Annotated in this window: 19 protein-coding genes; 11 read left to right on the forward strand and 8 right to left on the reverse strand. The window is 37.2% G+C overall.

Annotated elements, in window-relative coordinates:
- Genes B6D67_RS04830 through B6D67_RS04845 form a run of 4 tightly spaced genes read left to right on the forward strand, consistent with a single transcriptional unit; the run spans window position 1 to window position 3,772 of the window.
- A complete protein-coding gene (locus B6D67_RS04830) occupies window positions 1–1,155 on the forward strand; it encodes an ABC transporter ATP-binding protein (protein ID WP_010922284.1) in 1,155 nt (384 codons plus the stop codon).
- A complete protein-coding gene (locus tag B6D67_RS04835) occupies window positions 1,139–1,933 on the forward strand; it encodes an ABC transporter permease (RefSeq protein WP_002984743.1) in 795 nt (264 codons plus the stop codon). The genes B6D67_RS04830 and B6D67_RS04835 overlap by 17 nt, the downstream gene beginning before the upstream one ends.
- Window positions 1,930–2,706: an ABC transporter permease gene (locus B6D67_RS04840; RefSeq protein ID WP_011285520.1), complete on the forward strand. Its 777-nt coding sequence runs from the start codon at window positions 1,930–1,932 to the stop codon at window positions 2,704–2,706. The genes B6D67_RS04835 and B6D67_RS04840 overlap by 4 nt, the downstream gene beginning before the upstream one ends.
- Window positions 2,699–3,772: an ABC transporter substrate-binding protein gene (locus B6D67_RS04845; RefSeq protein ID WP_002984738.1), complete on the forward strand. Its 1,074-nt coding sequence runs from the start codon at window positions 2,699–2,701 to the stop codon at window positions 3,770–3,772. The genes B6D67_RS04840 and B6D67_RS04845 overlap by 8 nt, the downstream gene beginning before the upstream one ends.
- Before the next feature lie 54 nt (window positions 3,773–3,826).
- On the opposite strand, the gene B6D67_RS04850 is transcribed toward B6D67_RS04845, so the two are convergent.
- Both B6D67_RS04850 and B6D67_RS04855 read right to left on the reverse strand, forming a co-directional pair.
- Window positions 3,827–4,492: a response regulator gene (locus tag B6D67_RS04850; RefSeq protein WP_010922286.1), complete on the reverse strand. Its 666-nt coding sequence runs from the start codon at window positions 4,490–4,492 to the stop codon at window positions 3,827–3,829.
- Window positions 4,473–6,014, reverse strand: a complete 1,542-nt coding sequence (locus B6D67_RS04855; RefSeq protein WP_010922287.1) for a Spo0B domain-containing protein — start codon at window positions 6,012–6,014, stop codon at window positions 4,473–4,475. The genes B6D67_RS04850 and B6D67_RS04855 overlap by 20 nt, the downstream gene beginning before the upstream one ends.
- A gap of 160 nt (window positions 6,015–6,174) precedes the next feature.
- On the opposite strand from B6D67_RS04855, the gene B6D67_RS04860 reads away from it, so the two are divergent.
- Together B6D67_RS04860 and B6D67_RS04865 are read left to right on the forward strand one after the other, a co-directional pair.
- Window positions 6,175–7,506 carry a 2-hydroxycarboxylate transporter family protein gene (locus tag B6D67_RS04860; RefSeq protein WP_010922288.1) on the forward strand — a complete coding sequence of 444 codons (1,332 nt, stop codon included), beginning with the start codon at window positions 6,175–6,177 and terminating at the stop codon, window positions 7,504–7,506.
- 30 nt (window positions 7,507–7,536) lie between these two features.
- Window positions 7,537–8,703, forward strand: coding sequence for an NAD(P)-dependent malic enzyme (locus tag B6D67_RS04865; protein ID WP_010922289.1), 1,167 nt, complete (start codon window positions 7,537–7,539; stop codon window positions 8,701–8,703).
- Window positions 8,704–8,785: 82 nt separating this feature from the next.
- On the opposite strand, the gene B6D67_RS04870 is transcribed toward B6D67_RS04865, so the two are convergent.
- The gene (locus B6D67_RS04870; RefSeq protein WP_010922290.1) at window positions 8,786–9,835 is read right to left on the reverse strand and encodes a zinc-dependent alcohol dehydrogenase family protein; all 1,050 of its coding nucleotides are present in this window, start codon (window positions 9,833–9,835) and stop codon (window positions 8,786–8,788) included.
- Between the two features lie 235 nt (window positions 9,836–10,070).
- Here B6D67_RS04870 and aphA point away from each other — a divergent pair, with 235 nt between their 5' ends.
- The 5 genes from aphA to radC all read left to right on the forward strand — a co-directional run bounded on the left by aphA (window position 10,071) and on the right by radC (window position 15,325).
- Window positions 10,071–10,802 (forward strand): acid phosphatase AphA, encoded by a 732-nt coding sequence (gene aphA, locus B6D67_RS04875; protein ID WP_002984720.1) that lies wholly within the window; start codon window positions 10,071–10,073, stop codon window positions 10,800–10,802.
- A gap of 177 nt (window positions 10,803–10,979) precedes the next feature.
- On the forward strand, window positions 10,980–12,512 hold the full coding sequence (locus B6D67_RS04880) for a ClC family H(+)/Cl(-) exchange transporter (RefSeq protein WP_010922291.1): 1,533 nt from the start codon (window positions 10,980–10,982) through the stop codon (window positions 12,510–12,512).
- 162 nt (window positions 12,513–12,674) lie between these two features.
- Window positions 12,675–13,289, forward strand: a complete 615-nt coding sequence (locus B6D67_RS04885; RefSeq protein WP_010922292.1) for an SGNH/GDSL hydrolase family protein — start codon at window positions 12,675–12,677, stop codon at window positions 13,287–13,289.
- A 179-nt stretch (window positions 13,290–13,468) separates the two neighbouring features.
- Window positions 13,469–14,596 carry an AI-2E family transporter gene (locus B6D67_RS04890; protein WP_002994399.1) on the forward strand — a complete coding sequence of 376 codons (1,128 nt, stop codon included), beginning with the start codon at window positions 13,469–13,471 and terminating at the stop codon, window positions 14,594–14,596.
- A 48-nt stretch (window positions 14,597–14,644) separates the two neighbouring features.
- Window positions 14,645–15,325 (forward strand): RadC family protein, encoded by a 681-nt coding sequence (radC, locus tag B6D67_RS04895; protein WP_002984709.1) that lies wholly within the window; start codon window positions 14,645–14,647, stop codon window positions 15,323–15,325.
- Between the two features lies 1 nt (window position 15,326).
- Here the strand turns inward: radC and B6D67_RS04900 are convergent, their stop codons facing one another.
- The 5 genes from B6D67_RS04900 to B6D67_RS04920 all read right to left on the reverse strand — a co-directional run bounded on the left by B6D67_RS04900 (window position 15,327) and on the right by B6D67_RS04920 (window position 19,369).
- Window positions 15,327–16,022 (reverse strand): gamma-glutamyl-gamma-aminobutyrate hydrolase family protein, encoded by a 696-nt coding sequence (locus B6D67_RS04900; RefSeq protein WP_002989835.1) that lies wholly within the window; start codon window positions 16,020–16,022, stop codon window positions 15,327–15,329.
- Between the two features lie 9 nt (window positions 16,023–16,031).
- Entirely contained in the window at window positions 16,032–16,676 is a 645-nt protein-coding gene (locus B6D67_RS04905; protein ID WP_002984705.1) for a redox-sensing transcriptional repressor Rex, read from the reverse strand.
- Between the two features lie 251 nt (window positions 16,677–16,927).
- Window positions 16,928–17,275 (reverse strand): DUF1831 domain-containing protein, encoded by a 348-nt coding sequence (locus B6D67_RS04910; protein WP_002989831.1) that lies wholly within the window; start codon window positions 17,273–17,275, stop codon window positions 16,928–16,930.
- Window positions 17,265–18,392 (reverse strand): cysteine desulfurase family protein, encoded by a 1,128-nt coding sequence (locus B6D67_RS04915; RefSeq protein WP_002989829.1) that lies wholly within the window; start codon window positions 18,390–18,392, stop codon window positions 17,265–17,267. Before B6D67_RS04915 ends, B6D67_RS04910 begins: the two co-directional genes overlap by 11 nt.
- Window positions 18,389–19,369: a ribose-phosphate diphosphokinase gene (locus B6D67_RS04920; protein ID WP_002984700.1), complete on the reverse strand. Its 981-nt coding sequence runs from the start codon at window positions 19,367–19,369 to the stop codon at window positions 18,389–18,391. Before B6D67_RS04920 ends, B6D67_RS04915 begins: the two co-directional genes overlap by 4 nt.
- Between the last annotated feature and the right edge of the window lie 28 nt (window positions 19,370–19,397).

Genomic DNA, 19,397 nt, shown 5'->3' on the forward strand with positions numbered 1-19,397 from the left:
TTGACTAAGCCAATTATCACATTTAACAATGTTTCAAAAACATTTGAGGACAGTGGAACACAGGTTCTAAAGAACATTAACTTTGACCTTGAAGAAGGAAAATTTTACACCCTGCTTGGAGCTTCTGGCTCTGGAAAATCAACTATTTTAAATATTATGGCGGGCCTACTAGATGCCAGCAGCGGAGACATTTATTTAGATGGGGAACGTATTAATGATTTGCCGATTAATAAACGTGACATTCATACCGTTTTCCAAAATTATGCCCTCTTCCCTCATATGACTGTTTTTGAGAATGTTGCCTTTGCTTTGAAGCTGAAGAAAGTGGACAAGAAAGAGATTGCTAAGCGCGTGAAAGAAACCTTGAAAATGGTTCAATTAGAAGGGTTTGAAAATCGTTCTATCCAGAAGTTGTCTGGTGGTCAACGTCAACGTGTTGCCATTGCGCGTGCGATTATCAATCAACCGCGTGTGGTCTTACTTGACGAACCACTCTCAGCCCTTGATTTGAAATTAAGAACAGAGATGCAATATGAATTACGTGAATTGCAACAACGTCTAGGCATTACCTTTGTTTTTGTTACTCACGATCAAGAAGAAGCCTTGGCCATGAGTGATTGGATTTTTGTCATGAATGAAGGTGAAATTGTTCAGTCGGGAACACCAGTGGATATTTACGATGAGCCAATTAATCATTTTGTTGCTAATTTTATTGGAGAATCTAATATTATTAACGGTACCATGATTGAAGACTATCTTGTCTCCTTTAACGGGAAAGAATTTGAATCTGTGGACGGTGGAATGCGCCCTAATGAGCCTGTTGAAGTGGTTATTCGTCCTGAAGATCTTCAAATTACTTTGCCAGAAGAAGGGAAATTACAAGTTAAGGTTGATACCCAATTATTCCGCGGGGTTCACTACGAAATTATTGCCTATGATGAATTGGGTAATGAATGGATGATTCATTCTACCCGCAAAGCTATCGAAGGAGAAGTTATCGGATTAGATTTTACCCCTGAAGATCTTCATATCATGCGTCTTAATGAGACTGAAGAGGAATTTGATGCCCGTATTGAAGAATATGTGGAAATGGATGAGCCTGAAGATGGATTGATTAATGCCATTGAGGAGGAGCGTAATGAAGAAAACCTCTAGTCTTTTTTCGATTCCTTACTTCTTATGGATTCTCTTTTTTGTTGTGGCACCAGTCACTCTCTTGTTTTACAAGTCCTTTTTTGACATAGAAGGGCGCGTGACCTTAGCCAATTATGAAACCTTTTTTAGCTCTTGGACTTATTTGAGGATGAGTGTGAATTCTATTTTATACGCTGGTATTATCACACTCGTCACGCTCTTGATTTCATATCCTACGGCTCTCTTTTTAACGCGCCTAAAGCACAAGCAGTTGTGGCTTATGCTCATTATCTTGCCAACCTGGGTAAATTTATTGCTAAAGGCCTATGCCTTTATGGGAATCTTTGGTCAACAAGGAGGGATTAACAGCTTTTTAACCTTTATGGGGATTGGCCCGCAGCAAATCCTTTTCACAGATTTCTCCTTCATTTTTGTAGCCTCTTACATTGAGCTCCCTTTTATGATGTTACCGATTTTTAACGCTTTGGATGATATTGACCATAATGTCATCAATGCCAGTCGCGACCTAGGAGCTAGTGAATTTCAGGCCTTCTCAAAAGTTATTTTTCCCCTTTCTTTAAATGGGGTTAGGGCAGGTGTTCAGTCTGTCTTTATCCCAAGTTTGAGTCTCTTTATGTTAACCCGTTTGATTGGTGGAAACCGGGTGATTACACTTGGTACAGCCATTGAACAACATTTTTTGACCACCCAAAACTGGGGAATGGGATCAACCATTGGTGTCGTCTTGATTTTGACCATGGTTGCTATTATGTGGCTCACAAAGGAGAAAAGTAAATGAAAAAATTTGCCAATCTTTATTTAGCGAGTGTCTTTGTTTTACTCTACATTCCTATTTTTTATTTGATTTTCTATTCTTTCAACAAAGGTGGGGATATGAATGGTTTTACAGGATTTACCCTTGAGCATTACCAAACCATGTTTGAGGATAGTCGTCTCATGACAATCTTACTGCAAACCTTTGTTCTTGCTTTTAGTAGCGCTCTACTAGCAACGATTATTGGGATCTTTGGAGCTATCTTTATCCACCATGTTAGAGGTAAGTACCAAAATGCCATGCTATCAGCCAATAATGTCTTGATGGTATCACCAGATGTCATGATTGGGGCTTCCTTTTTAATTCTTTTTACATCATTGAAGTTTCAGCTGGGCATGTCTTCAGTTTTATTAAGTCATATTGCTTTTTCGATTCCTATTGTGGTTTTGATGGTATTGCCGCGCTTGAAAGAGATGAATCAGGACATGGTCAACGCCGCTTATGATTTGGGAGCTAATTATTTCCAAATGCTCAAAGAAGTCATGCTGCCATACTTAACACCAGGGATTATTGCAGGTTATTTTATGGCCTTTACCTATTCCTTAGATGATTTTGCAGTGACTTTCTTTTTGACTGGAAATGGTTTTACTACTTTATCTGTTGAGATTTATTCGCGGGCTCGTCAGGGAATTTCCTTGGATATCAATGCTTTGTCAACCATCGTTTTCTTTTTCTCCATCCTCTTAGTGATCGGTTATTATTATATGTCACAGGACAAGGAGGAAAAACATGCGTAAACTTTATTCCTTTCTAGCAGGAGTTTTGGGTGTTATTGTTATTTTAACAAGTCTTTCTTTCATCTTGCAGAAAAAATCGGGTTCTGGTAGTCAATCGGATAAATTAGTTATTTATAACTGGGGAGATTACATTGATCCAGCTTTGCTCAAAAAATTCACCAAAGAAACGGGCATTGAAGTGCAGTATGAAACTTTCGATTCCAATGAAGCCATGTACACTAAAATCAAGCAGGGCGGAACCACTTACGACATTGCTGTTCCTAGTGATTACACCATTGATAAAATGATCAAAGAAAACCTACTCAATAAGCTTGATAAGTCAAAATTAGTTGGCATGGATAATATCGGGAAAGAATTTTTAGGGAAAAGCTTTGACCCACAAAACGACTATTCTTTGCCTTATTTCTGGGGAACCGTTGGGATTGTTTATAATGATCAATTAGTTGATAAGGCGCCTATGCACTGGGAAGATCTGTGGCGTCCAGAATATAAAAATAGTATTATGCTGATTGATGGAGCGCGTGAAATGCTAGGGGTTGGTTTAACAACTTTTGGTTATAGTGTGAATTCTAAAAATCTAGAGCAGTTGCAGGCAGCCGAGAGAAAACTGCAGCAGTTGACGCCGAATGTTAAAGCCATTGTAGCAGATGAGATGAAAGGCTACATGATTCAAGGTGACGCTGCTATTGGAATTACCTTTTCTGGTGAAGCCAGTGAGATGTTAGATAGTAACGAACACCTTCACTACATCGTGCCTTCAGAAGGGTCTAACCTTTGGTTTGATAATTTGGTACTACCAAAAACCATGAAACACGAAAAAGAAGCTTATGCTTTTTTGAACTTTATCAATCGTCCTGAAAATGCTGCGCAAAATGCTGCATATATTGGTTATGCGACACCAAATAAAAAAGCCAAGGCCTTACTTCCAGATGAGATAAAAAATGATCCTGCTTTTTATCCAACAGATGACATTATCAAAAAATTGGAAGTTTATGACAATTTAGGGTCAAGATGGTTGGGGATTTATAATGATTTATACCTCCAATTTAAAATGTATCGCAAATAAGCACTCAAAAAGGCTGGTATTTCTCCAGCCTTTTTAATGTATCGACAGATGACGTCACCAGTACACGCGATAGGGGCGGCCAACCTTTGTAAAAATTTGTTGGCTGTTCAGTTGCTTATTTTCTTCTAAATAAGCAATGTATTTACGGACAGAGACATGGGATAAGTGACAAGCGGAAGCTAATTCTTGGATAGTAAAAGGTTGATCAAAGACTTTGATATTTTCCATAATCCACTGGAAAGTGGATTCAGATAAGCCTTTTTCTAACAATTGTTTGTTTTTAGTGTCTTTTTTGCTAGTCAAACATTTCAGTTGGTCAATTTGGGCCTGCTCTAGTTGCTGATTGGCCAAATGTTCTCGATGTGTAACAAACTGTTGGATGCTTTCTTGAAAGCGTTCAAAGGTAAAGGGCTTGATGAGGTAGTCGATAATTCCTAAATGAAAACCATCTCGGATAATATTCCCATCATTTGCGGCTGAAATAATAATGACTTCGCAAGGAATATGCTGAGTACGCCATTTCTCCAAAAATTGAATCCCATTGCCATCTGTAATATGAATATCCAGTAAAATGAGGTCAATTGCGTAATCAGTAAGTATGCTTTGAACAGCTTTCATAGAGTCGCTGGATATAATGCGATCAAAAAGATTTAGTTTTTCGAGGTAATTGCGATGGATAAAATCCACCATAGGATCATCTTCAATGATTAAAACGTTCATGTTGCCCTCCTACATAAGGTGTTGTCACTGAGAACTGTAACTCGGTTACGGTTTGATGTTGATGGAATTGGGAATTTGTATCGGTCAAGAGCTGTTGAAAATAAGGTAAGTCAAAAATAGGCTGTACCCGCTCCAAATCAATCCAATTGTCTGTCAAGGTGTAATGGCTGATTAAATGATTCTGGTCATGTTGAATACTCAAAACGAGTGATTTGGGTCTCAGTGTGGTTAGAAGATTAGTATGGATAAAGCGGTAAATCATCAAACCATTATTAAGTTGATTCTTGGTGGCAGAATGAGGAATCTCGCTTAAAACATCAATCTTGAGATGGACATTTAATTCTTGGTATTTCTCTTGCTCTCCAATGAGAAAACTAGCTAGAAGAGGCTCCTTAACAAGGACAGATAAGCTAGTGAGAATTTCATTTTCGGGTTCCAAAATACTGTCTAAATAAATTTTCAATTGGTCATAATAAGCAATATCCACTAAGCCATAAATAACATGCAATTGATTCATGAATTTATGAGTTTGGGCTTGTAGAGCAGAAGCATAGGCAGTGGTATAGGCTAGCTGATCCAAGGTATCAATAGCCTTAACTGCTTCTCGCATGAAAATAATATGGCCTCGGTGATCGTTTTTGACACAGATGGGTGAAATGGCTAACAAGTAGTCTTCCTCACCATACCGAAAGAGTTGTTCATGCCCCTCTTGCAAACTAAGTTTTGGAAAATCAGGAAAGAGGTAATTGAAACTGTTGCCAGTAGGTTTTCCCAACTGGCATTTCCGAGCAATTAATTTTTGTCCAGCCTGATTGCAGAGCTGTAAGATACCAGCTTTATCTACCACAAATACGGCGGCTTCGATTTGATCCAACATGGCATTACGCTCTTCAAAGAGCTGATAAATTTCACTTGGTTCTAACTGGTGCAGTTGACGCTTGAGTCGAAAAGAAATAAAACTGGTGACCAGTAAACTAATAAGAAGACAAAGGAGTAAAGACAGGGTATAATTGCGTTTTGACGTTAAAGCCACATCATTTAGGGTAGTTAGTTTAATGCCAACCGCAATAGCACCAATCTGTTTGTCACCGTCAAACACAGGTACTAGATAGCGAAGTGACTTTCCTAAAGTGCCCTTGGCGGTAGAGATAACCTTTTTTCCTGCTAGAACAGCCTCCTCATCACCTCCTTGAAAAGGTTTTCCGATATTTTTCGGGTTAGGATGGGTGAGTCGAATCCCTTTCATGTTCATCACGACCACATAATCAAGGTTATAGATGGAGGCAATGGAGTTGGTATAGGCTGTTGTTTTAGCATTTGGTTGGTTGTTTAGGAGTAATTCTTTAATCGCTTGATGACTTGCTAACATTTTTCCAGTTGACGTTAGCAAATGGGTTTCCTGATTTTTGATGGATTGGTGCGTATCATGTAGCATAATCCCGTAAAATAGAGAGGTTGTGACAACAATCATAGATACCAAAATCAACGATAAACTGGCCCATAAACGTAGTGGTTTTTTCATAAGGTCTCCTCTTTATTGAGTATAACACGATAAGAAATGACCTGCTAGCTTAAATTAATTAAATAACTTGAAAAAATTAAAGTAGTTAAACAACTTAAATAAACTATGCTTTTGACATGTTCTCTTTTATACTAGCCTTATCACTAAAGGAGGTTGTTTCATGGAAACAATAAGCAAGAAAATGCCTCAAAAAGACTTGTCTGAGCATTCAAAAGCATGGCAAAATAGGCGAATAGGCTCCGTTCCCTTGCCTGTTTATCTGGTTTTAGCTACCTTAATTTTAGTCACAGGCTGGCTCCAACAATTGCCTGTTAATATGCTGGGTGGCTTTGCTGTTATTTTAACCCTTGGTTGGCTACTAGGAACCATTGGAGCGACCATTCCAGGCCTCAAACATTTTGGTGGCCCAGCTATTTTATCACTCTTAGTCCCTTCGATTTTGGTTTTTTTTAATCTCCTCAATCCCAATGTCTTAGAAGCGACGAATGTCTTGATGAAGCAAGCCAATTTTCTTTATTTTTATATTGCCTGCCTGGTCTGCGGTAGTATTTTAGGCATGAATCGAAAAATCTTGATTCAAGGTCTTTTTCGGATGATTATTCCCATGTTACTTGGAATGGTTTGTGCAATGGGTGTAGGGACTTTGGTTGGCGTCATTTTAGGATTAGACTGGCAACATACCCTCTTTTATGTTGTGACGCCAGTCCTTGCTGGAGGAATTGGTGAAGGTATTTTACCCTTATCTCTTGGTTACAGTGCCATTACAGGAGTCGGAAGTGAGCAATTAGTGGCTCAACTGATTCCAGCCACCATTATTGGGAATTTCTTTGCTATCTTGTGCACGGCTTTGCTCAATCGTTTTGGAGAGAAGCACCCAAGTTATTCTGGTCAAGGGCAACTGGTTAAAATTGGTCACAGCGAAGACATGTCTGATGCCCTAAAAGACAATTCTGGAGCCCTAGATGTTAAATTAATGGGGGCAGGCGTTTTAACAGCTTGTTCACTTTTTATTGCTGGTGGCTTGTTACAGCATTTAACAGATTTTCCAGGACCGGTGTTGATGATTATTCTGGCAGCCTTCTTGAAATACCTGAATGTTATTCCCCAAGAAACCCAAAATGGTGCCAAGCAACTTTATAAATTCATTTCCAGCAACTTTACTTTTCCGTTAATGGCAGGGCTTGGTCTACTTTATATCCCCTTAAAAGAGGTTGTGGCAACCCTTAGCTGGCAATATTTTATTGTGGTGATTAGTGTGGTGTTAACGGTTGTCAGTGTCGGTTTTTTTGTCTCTCGTTTCCTTAACATGAGCCCAGTGGAAGCAGCTATTATTTCAGCTTGTCAAAGTGGTATGGGTGGAACCGGTGATGTGGCTATTTTGAGTACGGCTGACCGCATGAATCTAATGCCGTTTGCCCAAGTCGCTACCCGTTTAGGTGGGGCTATTACCGTTATCACTATGACAGCTATTTTAAGAATTATTTTTAGTTAATCCAAACCAATAAAAAGAGAGGTATTTCCTATGAAAAATCAATTAGGTCAACTTGCCCTTGAACAAGCCAAAACGTTCGGCGGTAAATTGGAAGTTCAACCAAAAGTTGACATTAAAACTAAACATGATTTGAGTATTGCCTACACACCAGGTGTAGCGAGTGTGTCATCTGCCATCGCAAAAGATAAAACATTAGCATATGACTTAACCACCAAGAAAAATACAGTAGCCGTTATCAGTGATGGTACTGCGGTTCTTGGTCTGGGGGATATTGGCCCTGAAGCAGCCATGCCAGTTATGGAAGGAAAAGCAGCCCTTTTTAAAGCATTTGCGGGTGTTGATGCTATTCCGATTGTATTAGATACCAAAGATACTGAAGAAATTATTAGTATTGTCAAGGCGCTTGCACCAACCTTTGGTGGTATTAATTTAGAGGATATTAGTGCGCCCCGCTGTTTTGAAATTGAGCAGCGCTTGATTAAGGAATGTCATATTCCTGTTTTCCATGACGATCAGCATGGAACAGCTATTGTGGTGTTAGCAGCCATCTTCAATAGTTTGAAACTTCTTAAAAAATCCCTTGATGAGGTATCCATTGTGGTGAATGGTGGTGGATCTGCTGGATTATCCATTACCCGTAAATTATTAGCAGCAGGTGCTACGAAAGTGACAGTAGTGGATAAATTTGGCATTATCAATGAACAAGAAGCCGCTCAATTAGCGCCACATCATTTGGATATAGCGAAAGTCACTAATCGTGAGTTTAAATCAGGTACCTTAGAAGATGCTCTTGAAGGAGCAGATATCTTCATTGGCGTATCAGCACCAGGAGTCTTAAAAGCAGAGTGGATTAGTAAAATGGCAGCGCGCCCAGTAATTTTTGCCATGGCCAACCCTATTCCAGAGATTTACCCTGATGAAGCCCTTGAAGCGGGGGCTTACATTGTAGGTACTGGCCGCAGTGATTTTCCTAACCAGATTAATAATGTCCTTGCCTTTCCAGGTATTTTTAGGGGAGCATTAGATGCACGGGCAAAAACCATTACTGTTGAGATGCAAATTGCTGCCGCAAAAGGTATTGCCAGTCTTGTCCCAGATGACGCTTTGAGCACTACTAATATTATTCCAGATGCCTTTAAAGAAGGAGTCGCTGAGATTGTCGCTAAAAGCGTCAGGTCGGTAGTCCTTAAATCATAGAATATATGAAAAAAAAGAGAAAGTTATACTTTAAATCACAAAATAAGTAGAAGCATATTTCTAGCTTCTACTTATTTTGTGATTAGCTAATATCATTATCAATAATAACTTTCAAGGCGTTATTTGCACCAGCATGTTTAAAGGTTTCATAAGCTTTTTCAACTTCTGAAAGTTTAAAATGATGTGTAATAAGTCTTGTTGCGTCAATCTTTCCAGTTTTCAAGACATTTAGTAGCATTTCAGTTGTATTGGCATTAACAAGTCCAGTGTTTAAGGTGATATTTTTAATCCATAATTCATCCAGGTTGAAATCAACTGGTTTCCCATGAACCCCAACGTTAGCAATATGCCCACCTACTGATATAATTTTTTGACAAATATCAAATGTCGCGGGATAACCAACACACTCCATGGAAATATCGACACCACGTCCATTGGTTATATCGTCAATGATAGCCTTGACTTCTTCACTACTTCCTGAACAAATCGTGTGTGTGGCTCCAAATGTTTTAGCTGCTTCAAGGCGATTTTGAGATAAGTCGACCATAATAATATTGGCTGGAGAGAAAAATTGAACGGTTAGTAGGGCTGCGAGTCCTACTGGACCGGCACCAACAATACAAACATTATCTCCAGGCTTGACATGTGATGGCAAGACACCAATTTCATATGAAGTTGGTAAAATATCAGAAAGCATGACAAGTGCCTCATCATCAATCGTATCAGGAGCATGATAGAGACTACCATCTGCATGTGGGATATGGACATATTCTGCTTGTGTTCCATTAATTAAATGGCCAAGAATCCAACCGCCATCTTGACAATGTGACGAAAGGCCTCGTTTACAATAATAACAGGTATGACATGATGTGACGCAAGAAATAATCACTTTATCTCCGATTTTAAAGTTAGTAACCGCATCACCGACCTCCTTAACAATTCCAATTCCTTCATGACCAAGGATTGTTCCTTCTTTACATGCGGGAACATCCCCACCTAAGATATGCAAATCAGTTCCACAAATAGTGGTTTTTACCAACTGGACGATAGCATCTGTAGGCTTTATAATGACTGGTTTTGGTTTGTCTATGAGCTGTAGATTTCCGGTTGAAAGGTAAGTTGCTGCTTTCATATTTAACTTCTTATAAGGTTGAGAGGTAATCAACCAATTCATTTTTACACAGATATTATAATATTTTAAGAAAGGGTTTTCAATATTTTTTAAATCGATTATGATAATTTTTTAGATCATCTTTGTTGAATAACTTCATCCTTATTCAGAACTTAAAGGGTACTATTATAAGAATTTGAAACCGCTTTACTTAAACCGTGTATTTTTGTACAATAATGATTAAGGAGGTTTTTAGATGAAAAAAGAATTTACCAGTATCCTGTTTACAGTTAGTTTTTGTGGAATCATAGCATTGCCTGTCGAAGCTAGTGGCCCTAAAGTTCCTTATACACAAGAAGGTATAACGGCCATTTCAAATCAGGCAACAGTAAAATTGATTTCTATTGCTGATATCGCGAGCAGTTTAGAAGGACAAAAACCTATAACGGTTAGTTTTGATATCGATGATACTTTGTTATTTACTAGCCAATATTTTCAGTACGGCAAAGAATATATAACTCCAGGCTCATTTGATTTTTTGCATAAGCAAAAATTTTGGGACTTGGTCGCTAAACGGGGAGATCAGGATTCTATTCCAAAAGAGTATGCAAAGCAACTAATCGCAATGCATCAAAAACGAGGAGATAAAATTGTCTTTATTACTGGCCGAACTCGAGGATCGATGTATAAAAAAGGTGAGATTGATAAAACAGCTAAGTCACTGGCTAAAGATTTTAAGTTAGACAAGCCAATAGCTATCAATTATACAGGAGATAAAGCTGTGAAGCCGTATCAGTATGATAAAACATATTATATAAAGAAAAACGGCTCACAAATTCATTACGGAGATAGTGATGAAGATATAAATGCTGCCAAAGAGGCAGGTGCAAGACCTATTCGCATTTTAAGAGCTCCTAATTCAACCAATCTTCCTTTGCCAAAAGCTGGAGGATACGGAGAAGAGGTTTTAGAAAATTCGGCTTATTAGTCAAATATTTGTGTAAGAAAGGAAGTAACAGTAATTTCTTTCATCACCCCACTGAGTAACCAATAGCCCAGTGGGTTTTTTGGGTTACAGAAATCAGTTCTAAAAAAGAATCACTGGTAACTTAAGGTTGTCTTTGATACAATGGTAACAGTGTATTTAAAAGAAAGAGAGGACAACATGGAAAACCATAAAAATGAATTCACCTTTTCCAACAAATCAATTATTGCCTATGTTTGGCGTGGTGTTGTGGTTGGTATTATTGCTGGTGTTATTGTTAGTTTATTCCGGTTGTTAATTGAAGTGACAGCTGACTGGGTGATTGAATGGTACCGATACGCTCATATCAATTCGCTGTTGCTACTTCCTATACTAAGTGTCAGTTTGTTAGCTGTTCTTTTTGTAGGTTTTTTAGTAAAGTCTGATTCTGATATAAAAGGATCAGGGATCCCCCATGTCGAAGGAGAACTAAAGGGGCTAATGTCCCCAGATTGGTGGAGTGTCCTTTGGAAAAAATTTTTAGGAGGAATCATGGCTATTTCTATGGGATTTATGCTCGGTCGTGAGGGTCCTTCGATTCAGTTAGGTGCTATGTCAGCCAAAGGATTAGCTAAGTTTTTAAAATCGAGTCGTTTGGAAAAGCGAGTGCTAATTGCCAGCGGAGCAGCAGCAGGGCTATCAGCAGCTTTTAATGCTCCAATAGCAGGCCTCTTGTTTGTTGTTGAAGAAATTTACCATCATTTTTCGCGTTTAATTTGGATTACAGCGCTAGTGGCTAGCTTAGTGGCTAATTTTATTTCTCTGAATATTTTTGGATTGAAACCAGTCTTAGCAATGTCAGAGGCGATGCCTTTTTTAGGACTCAATCAATATTGGTTGTTGCTTTTACTTGGATTATTTCTAGGCTGCTTAGGCTATTTATATGAGATAGTTATCCTTAATTTTAATAAACTTTATGTTATTTTAGGGAGTTGGTTACATCTGCCAGATTATTTTTACGGTATTATTATGGTTTTTCTAATTTTACCGATTGGCTATTATTTACCACAGTTACTTGGAGGAGGACATGGTTTAATACTTTCTTTATCCAATCAACAATTGCCTTTGATGACTATCTTCTTTTATTTTATTATTCGATTTATTGTTAGTATGTTTAGTTATGGAAGTGGCTTACCTGGAGGTATTTTTTTACCTATTTTAACTTTAGGTGCTTTGGCAGGCCTATTATTTGGGCAAATAGCTTCTCAATTAGGTTTATTGAACCAATCTTTTCTTTCTCTTTTTTTGATATTAGGGATGGCAGGGTATTTTGCGGCAATTTCAAAAGCACCACTGACAGGCATGATTTTGGTAACTGAAATGGTAGGTGATTTGAAACCCTTAATGGCCATAGCTGTAGTTACTTTTGTCTCCTATTTAGTGATGGATTTGTTAAATGGACAGCCAATTTACGAAGCTATGCTAGATAAGATGGCAATGAAGCATCCAACTAATCTTGTTGAACCAACATTAATTGAATTGACTGTTGGTGATAAGATTGCAGGGAAATATGTTAAAGAGTTAAAGCTTCCAGAAAATGTCTTAATTACAACCCAAATTCACCATCAAAAATCTCAAGTTGTGTCAGGTAACACGCGCCTTTTATCAGGAGCAACTATCTTTTTGGTCGTTAATGAAGCTGATACAGGTTTTGTCCGTGAGGTATTGATGTAGGTATTAATTTATCACAATTCGGAAAGTTCGAGCTTGTCTTTTAGACTAAGTCTTCGAACGTTTTACTGCTAGAGTTTCATCTGAACCAAAGTGAAACGCTTTTGATGAAGTCAAGTAGGCTTTTTGTTATACTAACAATAAAGATAAGCTAAGGAGGCTGAGATGTTAGAAATTGTTTCAGAAGAGCTACGTCACTATCAAGAACAAAAATTGATTGAGTACCGTAACAAAAATCAGTTAGCCCCAAAAGGAGGCATTGTATTTGCAGGTGATTCTCTCATTGAATTTTTTCCTTTAAAAAAAGCTTTTGGTTCATGTTTGCCTATTATTAATCGAGGTATTGCTGGGATAGATAGTCAGTGGTTATTGCGCCATTTTTCTGTCCAAATTACTGATTTAGAGCCTAAACATATTTTTTTATTAATTGGTTGTAATGATATCGGGCTTGGATATGATAAATGTCATATTGTCAAGACTATTGTAGAGCTTATTAGCCAGATTCGTAGTCATTGTGTCTATAGTCAGATTTATCTCTTATCTTTATTACCAGTTTCCAACAATCCCCGATATCAGAAGACTGTCAAAATAAGAACAAATGCTATGATTGATGCTATTAATAAAGATTTAGCAATGATTCCAACTGTAGAATTTATTAATCTTAATACTTGTCTTAAAGACGAAAAAGGTGGTTTATCAGATGAGAATACTCTAGATGGTTTACATCTTAATTTTCCAGCTTATGCTAAACTAGCTGAAATTATTAAATCTTATATCTAGCAAATAAATGTACTAATAGCGATGAGGCAAGAAGTCAGATAGCAGATGGTTCATCAATCAATTAAGAAAAAAGTTATCAAGATACCATTAAAAATAGTTGCTCAAAGTTCTTTCAAATCAAAAGATTATGATATCGCTATGTTGAGTTTTAGTGTATAATGATAATTAAAGGAGTTACCATGAAATTTGAAAAAAAACAAGTCTTCTATTTAGTCCTTACGTTTATCTTATGCTATGGGATCCTAGCAAACTGGCGAAATGGAACGGCTATCGTCACGACTATTTACAAAACAAGCCTTCCTTTTTTTTATGGAGCAGCAGGTGCCTATATTGTTAATATTGTAATGAGCGCTTACGAAAAGGTATATGTTTATATCTTTAAAGACTGGTCACATGTCTTAAAAGTAAAACGGGGTATTTGTTTACTGTTAGCGTATTTGACATTTTTTATTTTAATTACTTGGATTATTTCCATTGTCATTCCAGACTTAATTACAAGTATTAGTACTCTAACAAAATTTGATACTATAACGATACAAGAAGTTGTTAACAATCTTGAGCACAATAAACTGTTAGCACGTACTATTCAGTATATTGGTGGCGATGGCAAACTTACAGAGACGATTGCTAACTATAGTCAACAGTTATTAAAGCAATTTCTTACTGTTTTGACAAATATTTTAACATCTGTCACGGTTATTGCTTCTGCAATTATTAATCTTTTTATTAGTTTTGTTTTTTCGTTATACGTTTTAGCAAGTAAAGAAGATCTTTGTCGTCAGGGAAATACTTTAGTAGATACTTATACTGGTAAGTACGCTAAACGCATTCATTACTTGTTAGAGTTGTTGCATCAGCGTTTTCACGGATTTTTTGTTAGTCAGACCTTAGAAGCTATGATTTTAGGTTCGCTGACTGCTAGTGGCATGTTTATATTAAGATTACCATTTGCAGGGACTATTGGCGTTTTAGTAGCTTTTACAGCATTGATTCCAGTTATAGGTGCTTCAATTGGAGCAGCTATTGGATTTATTTTAATTATGACTCAGTCCATGTCACAGGCCATTATTTTTATCATTTTTTTAATTATTTTGCAGCAGATTGAAGGCAATTTTATTTATCCGAAAGTAGTTGGTGGATCGATTGGATTACCGGCTATGTGGGTATTAATGGCAATTACAATAGGCGCTTCTTTAAAGGGAATAGTTGGTATGATTATTGCAGTTCCTTTAGCAGCGACACTTTATCAAGTGATTAAAGATAATATTCAAAAAAGACAAGCTATTCAAAAAAAACAAGTTTCCTAAAAGGAACTTGTTTTTTTGTCGAATAAAAAGATGGAGGTAATATGATAAATGTATTCTATAAAATGTGATGATAATAAAGCCATGCCAAGAGAACGTTTGATGCGACTAGGAGCAGAGTCTCTAAGTAATCAAGAATTATTAGCAATTTTATTACGAACAGGTAATAAAGAAAAGCATGTCTTAGAGCTGTCATCCTATCTTTTATCGCATTTAGACAGTCTGGCAGATTTTAAAAAGATGTCTTTGCAAGAATTACAACATTTGGCAGGTATAGGAAAAGTTAAAGCGATTGAAATTAAAGCTATGATTGAGTTGGTTTCCCGAATTTTAGCGACAGATAAGACATTAACTGATAGCGTATTAACCAGTGTTCAGGTCGCTGAAAAAATGATGGCAGCTTTAGGAGATAAAAAACAAGAGCATTTAGTCGTATTGTATTTAGATAATCAAAATCGTATTATTGAAGAAAAAACTATTTTTATTGGGACTGTCCGACGTTCACTTGCAGAACCAAGAGAAATTTTATACTATGCCTGTAAAAATATGGCGACTAGTCTCATTGTTATTCATAATCATCCTTCAGGAAATATTGAACCTAGTTCTAACGATTATTGCTTTACTGAAAAAATAAAACGATCATGTGAAGATTTAGGCATTATCTGTCTAGATCACATTATCGTTAGCTATAAAGATTATTATAGTTTTCGAGAAAAATCAACCCTTTTTTAAGTCAGAAGTCATTGACGAATAAGCGGAACAATTGTAAATCTTCATCTCGAACACCTTGGAGAAGTTCAGGATGCCACTGAACACCTAAAAAAGGAATGGCATCGTTGGTTGATATGACTGCTTCGATGGTACCATCACGTGGATCCCTAGCGATTACTTTTAAATCCTTAGCAACAGTTTTTAAACTTTGGCGATGAAAAGAATTAATTAATGTCTTATGACCATAAATAGGATATAAGATAGAGTCTGGCTCAATAATCATTTCGTGTGATAAGAAATCAGAAGGCGCTTCTTGCCAATGTGAGTCAATGTGTTGGTTAAGATTTCCTCCTAAGGCAACATTCATTAACTGTGTACCACGACAAATCCCTAAGATTGGTTTTTTTAATGTTATAGCCTCCTTGATGATAGCTAGCTCAAATGTGTCTCGCTCTGGTGAAAAATCATCATCAAAAGCAGCCTTCTCTTCTTGATAATATTTTGGGTCAACGTTTTGCCCACCAATTAAAATGATTTTATCAACCATAGATACATAAGTTTTAGCGGCGGCTTCATCACCAATGGGTAAAAGAAGCGGCAGCCCCCCAGATTGAGTGACTGCCTGTACAAATCCAGTAGGTGCATATGACCATGGGAGATTATCCAAAGCCATATTTAGTCTTTGATTTGCAGTTATTCCAATAATCGGTTTGGTCATTATACCTCCTTAATCTAGATGATTTTGATTCATAAAATAGAGTAGTGTCTGGAGCTCACTGGTCAAATCGACAGATTGAACAATAACTCCTTTAGGAACTTGTAGGTGAACAGGAGCAAAACTCAAGATTCCTTTGATTCCTGCTTCAATAAGTTGATCAGTAACTTCTTGAGCATGAATGCTGGGAACCGTTAAGATAGCCGTTTCAATGTCAGTGTTCGCAATCCGTTCTTTGACAGATGAGATACCATGGACTGGAATATTATCAGCTGTTTTAGTACCAACAAGAGCGTTATCATCGGTATCAAAACCCATGGCAATTTGCATCTTATTACGATCATGGAAGCGGTAATGTAATAGAGCACGCCCTATATTACCGCATCCAACTAAGATAACGTTTGTTGTAGAGTGATCATTAAGCAAGTCAGCAAAAAAATTCATCAATTTGGTAACATCATAGCCAAACCCACGACGCCCCAATTCTCCAAAATAAGAAAAGTCACGGCGTACAGTAGCAGAGTCAATTCCCATTGCATCTGCAATTTGTTTAGAACTGGCTTTTTCAACTTGGTCAGCATGGAATCGTTTAAAAATACGGTAATAAAGTGATAAGCGCTTTGCAGTCGCTTTTGGAATAGATTTGTCAATAACCACTATTTTACTCCTTGTAGATTTCTCGTTAAATATGTCTGTCTTTATTGTAACAAAAAGATTGTGAAAAATGCAACATTTTGATTGTTTTTGTATGAGTTAAAAAAGCTAAAATTAGTTTTAGCACTATATAATAGTATTCATTAGGAAAGTAAGTTATGACAGTCAAAATGAACAACATGAATTAATAGCAATAGAAGCGAAATCATTTATTGACATTGTGATATGACTAAAAAAACAAAATTTAAAGTTGATTAGACGACTGTTTTGCTAAAAATTTCACGTTCTACAAGGCTGTCCATCAAGAAATAAAATTTATCTTGAAGGATTTGATTATCTTTTGTTTTAAAAATATTAACTAATCTAAGACCAGACTGATCGGTGATAGCTAATTTAAACCCTGTGAGTTCTTTATTAATAGTGATTTTTAAAGGGAAACCATCCCCTGAATTAGGTATTTTTTCGAGTAAACGTATTAATTGGTAGTGCCCTACTTTAGTTTGACTAAATGTAGTATCTCTTAGGGTATATTTTTTAATGTTTGGACTGATTGTATAAAGGTATTTACAGTCTTTAAGCTTAATTTCTTTTTCAAAAGCCATCTGTTCCTCCTAAAATATTTTTTAATGTTTGAGCTAATTGATTAACATCTTCAATGCTATTTTGATCTGAAAAACTGATACGAATTGATTCTTTTAAACGAGAAGAGTCATCCCCATAGTACGCAGCTAAAACATGACTTGGATTAACAGCTCCAGCAGTACAAGCAGAACCAGTTGATACTGCAATGCCTGCTAAGTCAAGTTGTGTTAGTAAAATAGTATTTTGGTAGCCTAAAAATCCAATATTGAGAACATGAGGAAGATAATGAGTACCTTGATTAATATAGTAGGGTAGTCCTTCTAGGAGGCTAATCAAGTGATGACGTAAACTAATAATGTGATCAGTTGATTGGTCAAGACAAGTCATAGCATCAGTCAAAGCTTGTGCCATACCAATAATACCTAACATATTTTCAGTACTTGCGCGTCGCTTTCCTTCTTGATCACCCCCGTGAAGAAGAGGGTCGATTGGTTGTCCGTTACTGTATAAAAAGCCGCATCCTTTAGGACCATGAAATTTGTGAGCAGAAGCAGATAAAAAGTCAATCCCAAGTTCGCTAGGAATAATCTTGAGTTTGCCAACAGCTTGAACGGCATCAACATGAAAAGCAGCTTGATGGTCTTTGAGCAGATTCCCAATGTCCTTAATAGGTAACAGGTCACCTGTTTCGTTATTGGCATACATTATGCTTACCAAAATGGTGTCATCTCTCAAGGCTTGTTTTAAGTCAGATAAATTTATTTGTCCATTTTGACAAGGCAAATAAGTGACCTCAAAACCAAATCGCTCTTCGAGATAGGCCATGGTATGAAGCACAGAGTGGTGCTCAATAGTAGTTGTGATGAGATGTTTGCCCTTTGCTTGATGAGCTAAAGCATAGCCTTTTATGGCCATATTATTGCTTTCAGTTCCACCGGACGTTACTATAATTTGCTGTTCACTTGCCCCCAAGTTTCTAGCGATAGCTTGTCGGCATTCACGAAGGATTTTATTGGCTCGGCGACCGTAGAAATGAATACTAGAGGGGTTACCAAAGTTATCTTGCATAGCTGCTGTCATCGCCCTAATCACATTAGGACTAAGTGGTGTGGTGGCGGCGTTATCAAAGTAAGTCATGCGTTATTTTTGCCTTTAGGTTGATAAGAAAAAAGCGGACTTAAGGGTCTTCTTTCATGGATACGAATAATAGCTTCTGCGATTAAATCACTGGCGCTAAGATAAGTAACGTTTTCTGGCACACGATTTTTAGTTTTAACAGAATCTGTAACGATAATTTCTTTGATTGGAGCTGTTTCTAATACATCAGCAGCTCCACCAGCAAATAAGCCATGGCTAGCGACCGCGTAAGTATCAGTAGCGCCTGAGCGTTCAAGAATTTTAGCAGCTTCTGCAAAGGTTTTCCCAGTATTTAAAATATCATCAATTAAAATGGCTTTTTTACCAGAAACATCACCAATAATATAACCTTGTTCACGTTCAGAATCATCTTGTGCATAGTCGATAATAGCAATCGGGGAATCAAGATATTCAGCCAAGCTTCTAGCACGTTTAATTCCAGAATTTTTAGGGCTAACGACAACAACATCAGAACCTGATAAGCCTAATTTACTGTAACGTTCTGCAAAAAGAGGGACTGTAAAGAGGTTATCCACTGGAATATCAAAAAAACCTTGTACCTGAACAGCATGTAAGTCAAGCGTCACTACACGATCAATACCAGCTTTAGTCAGCATATTAGCTACTAGTTTAGCAGTAATCGGTTCGCGGGGCTTAGCGACACGGTCTTGACGAGAGTAACCAAAGTATGGCAATACAATATTGACGGTATTAGCACTTGCACGTTTACAAGCATCAATCATGATGAGTAATTCCCAAAGATTATCATTGACAGGAAAACTAGTGGATTGAATAATATAGATATCATCTCCACGCACTGTTTCTTCAATATTGATCATAATTTCTCCATCGGAAAATTGACGTGAAGACATTTTTCCAAGAGGGATTCCAGCAGCTTTAGCAATTTTTTCAGCAATTGGAAGATTTGATGTGAGTGAGAACAGTTTGATTTGCTTGTCAGCATATCGTTCAGTCATGATAGATTTAGCTCCTTAACTTCAATAA

This window comes from Streptococcus pyogenes, from assembly GCF_002055535.1.
GTDB lineage: Bacteria > Bacillota > Bacilli > Lactobacillales > Streptococcaceae > Streptococcus > Streptococcus pyogenes.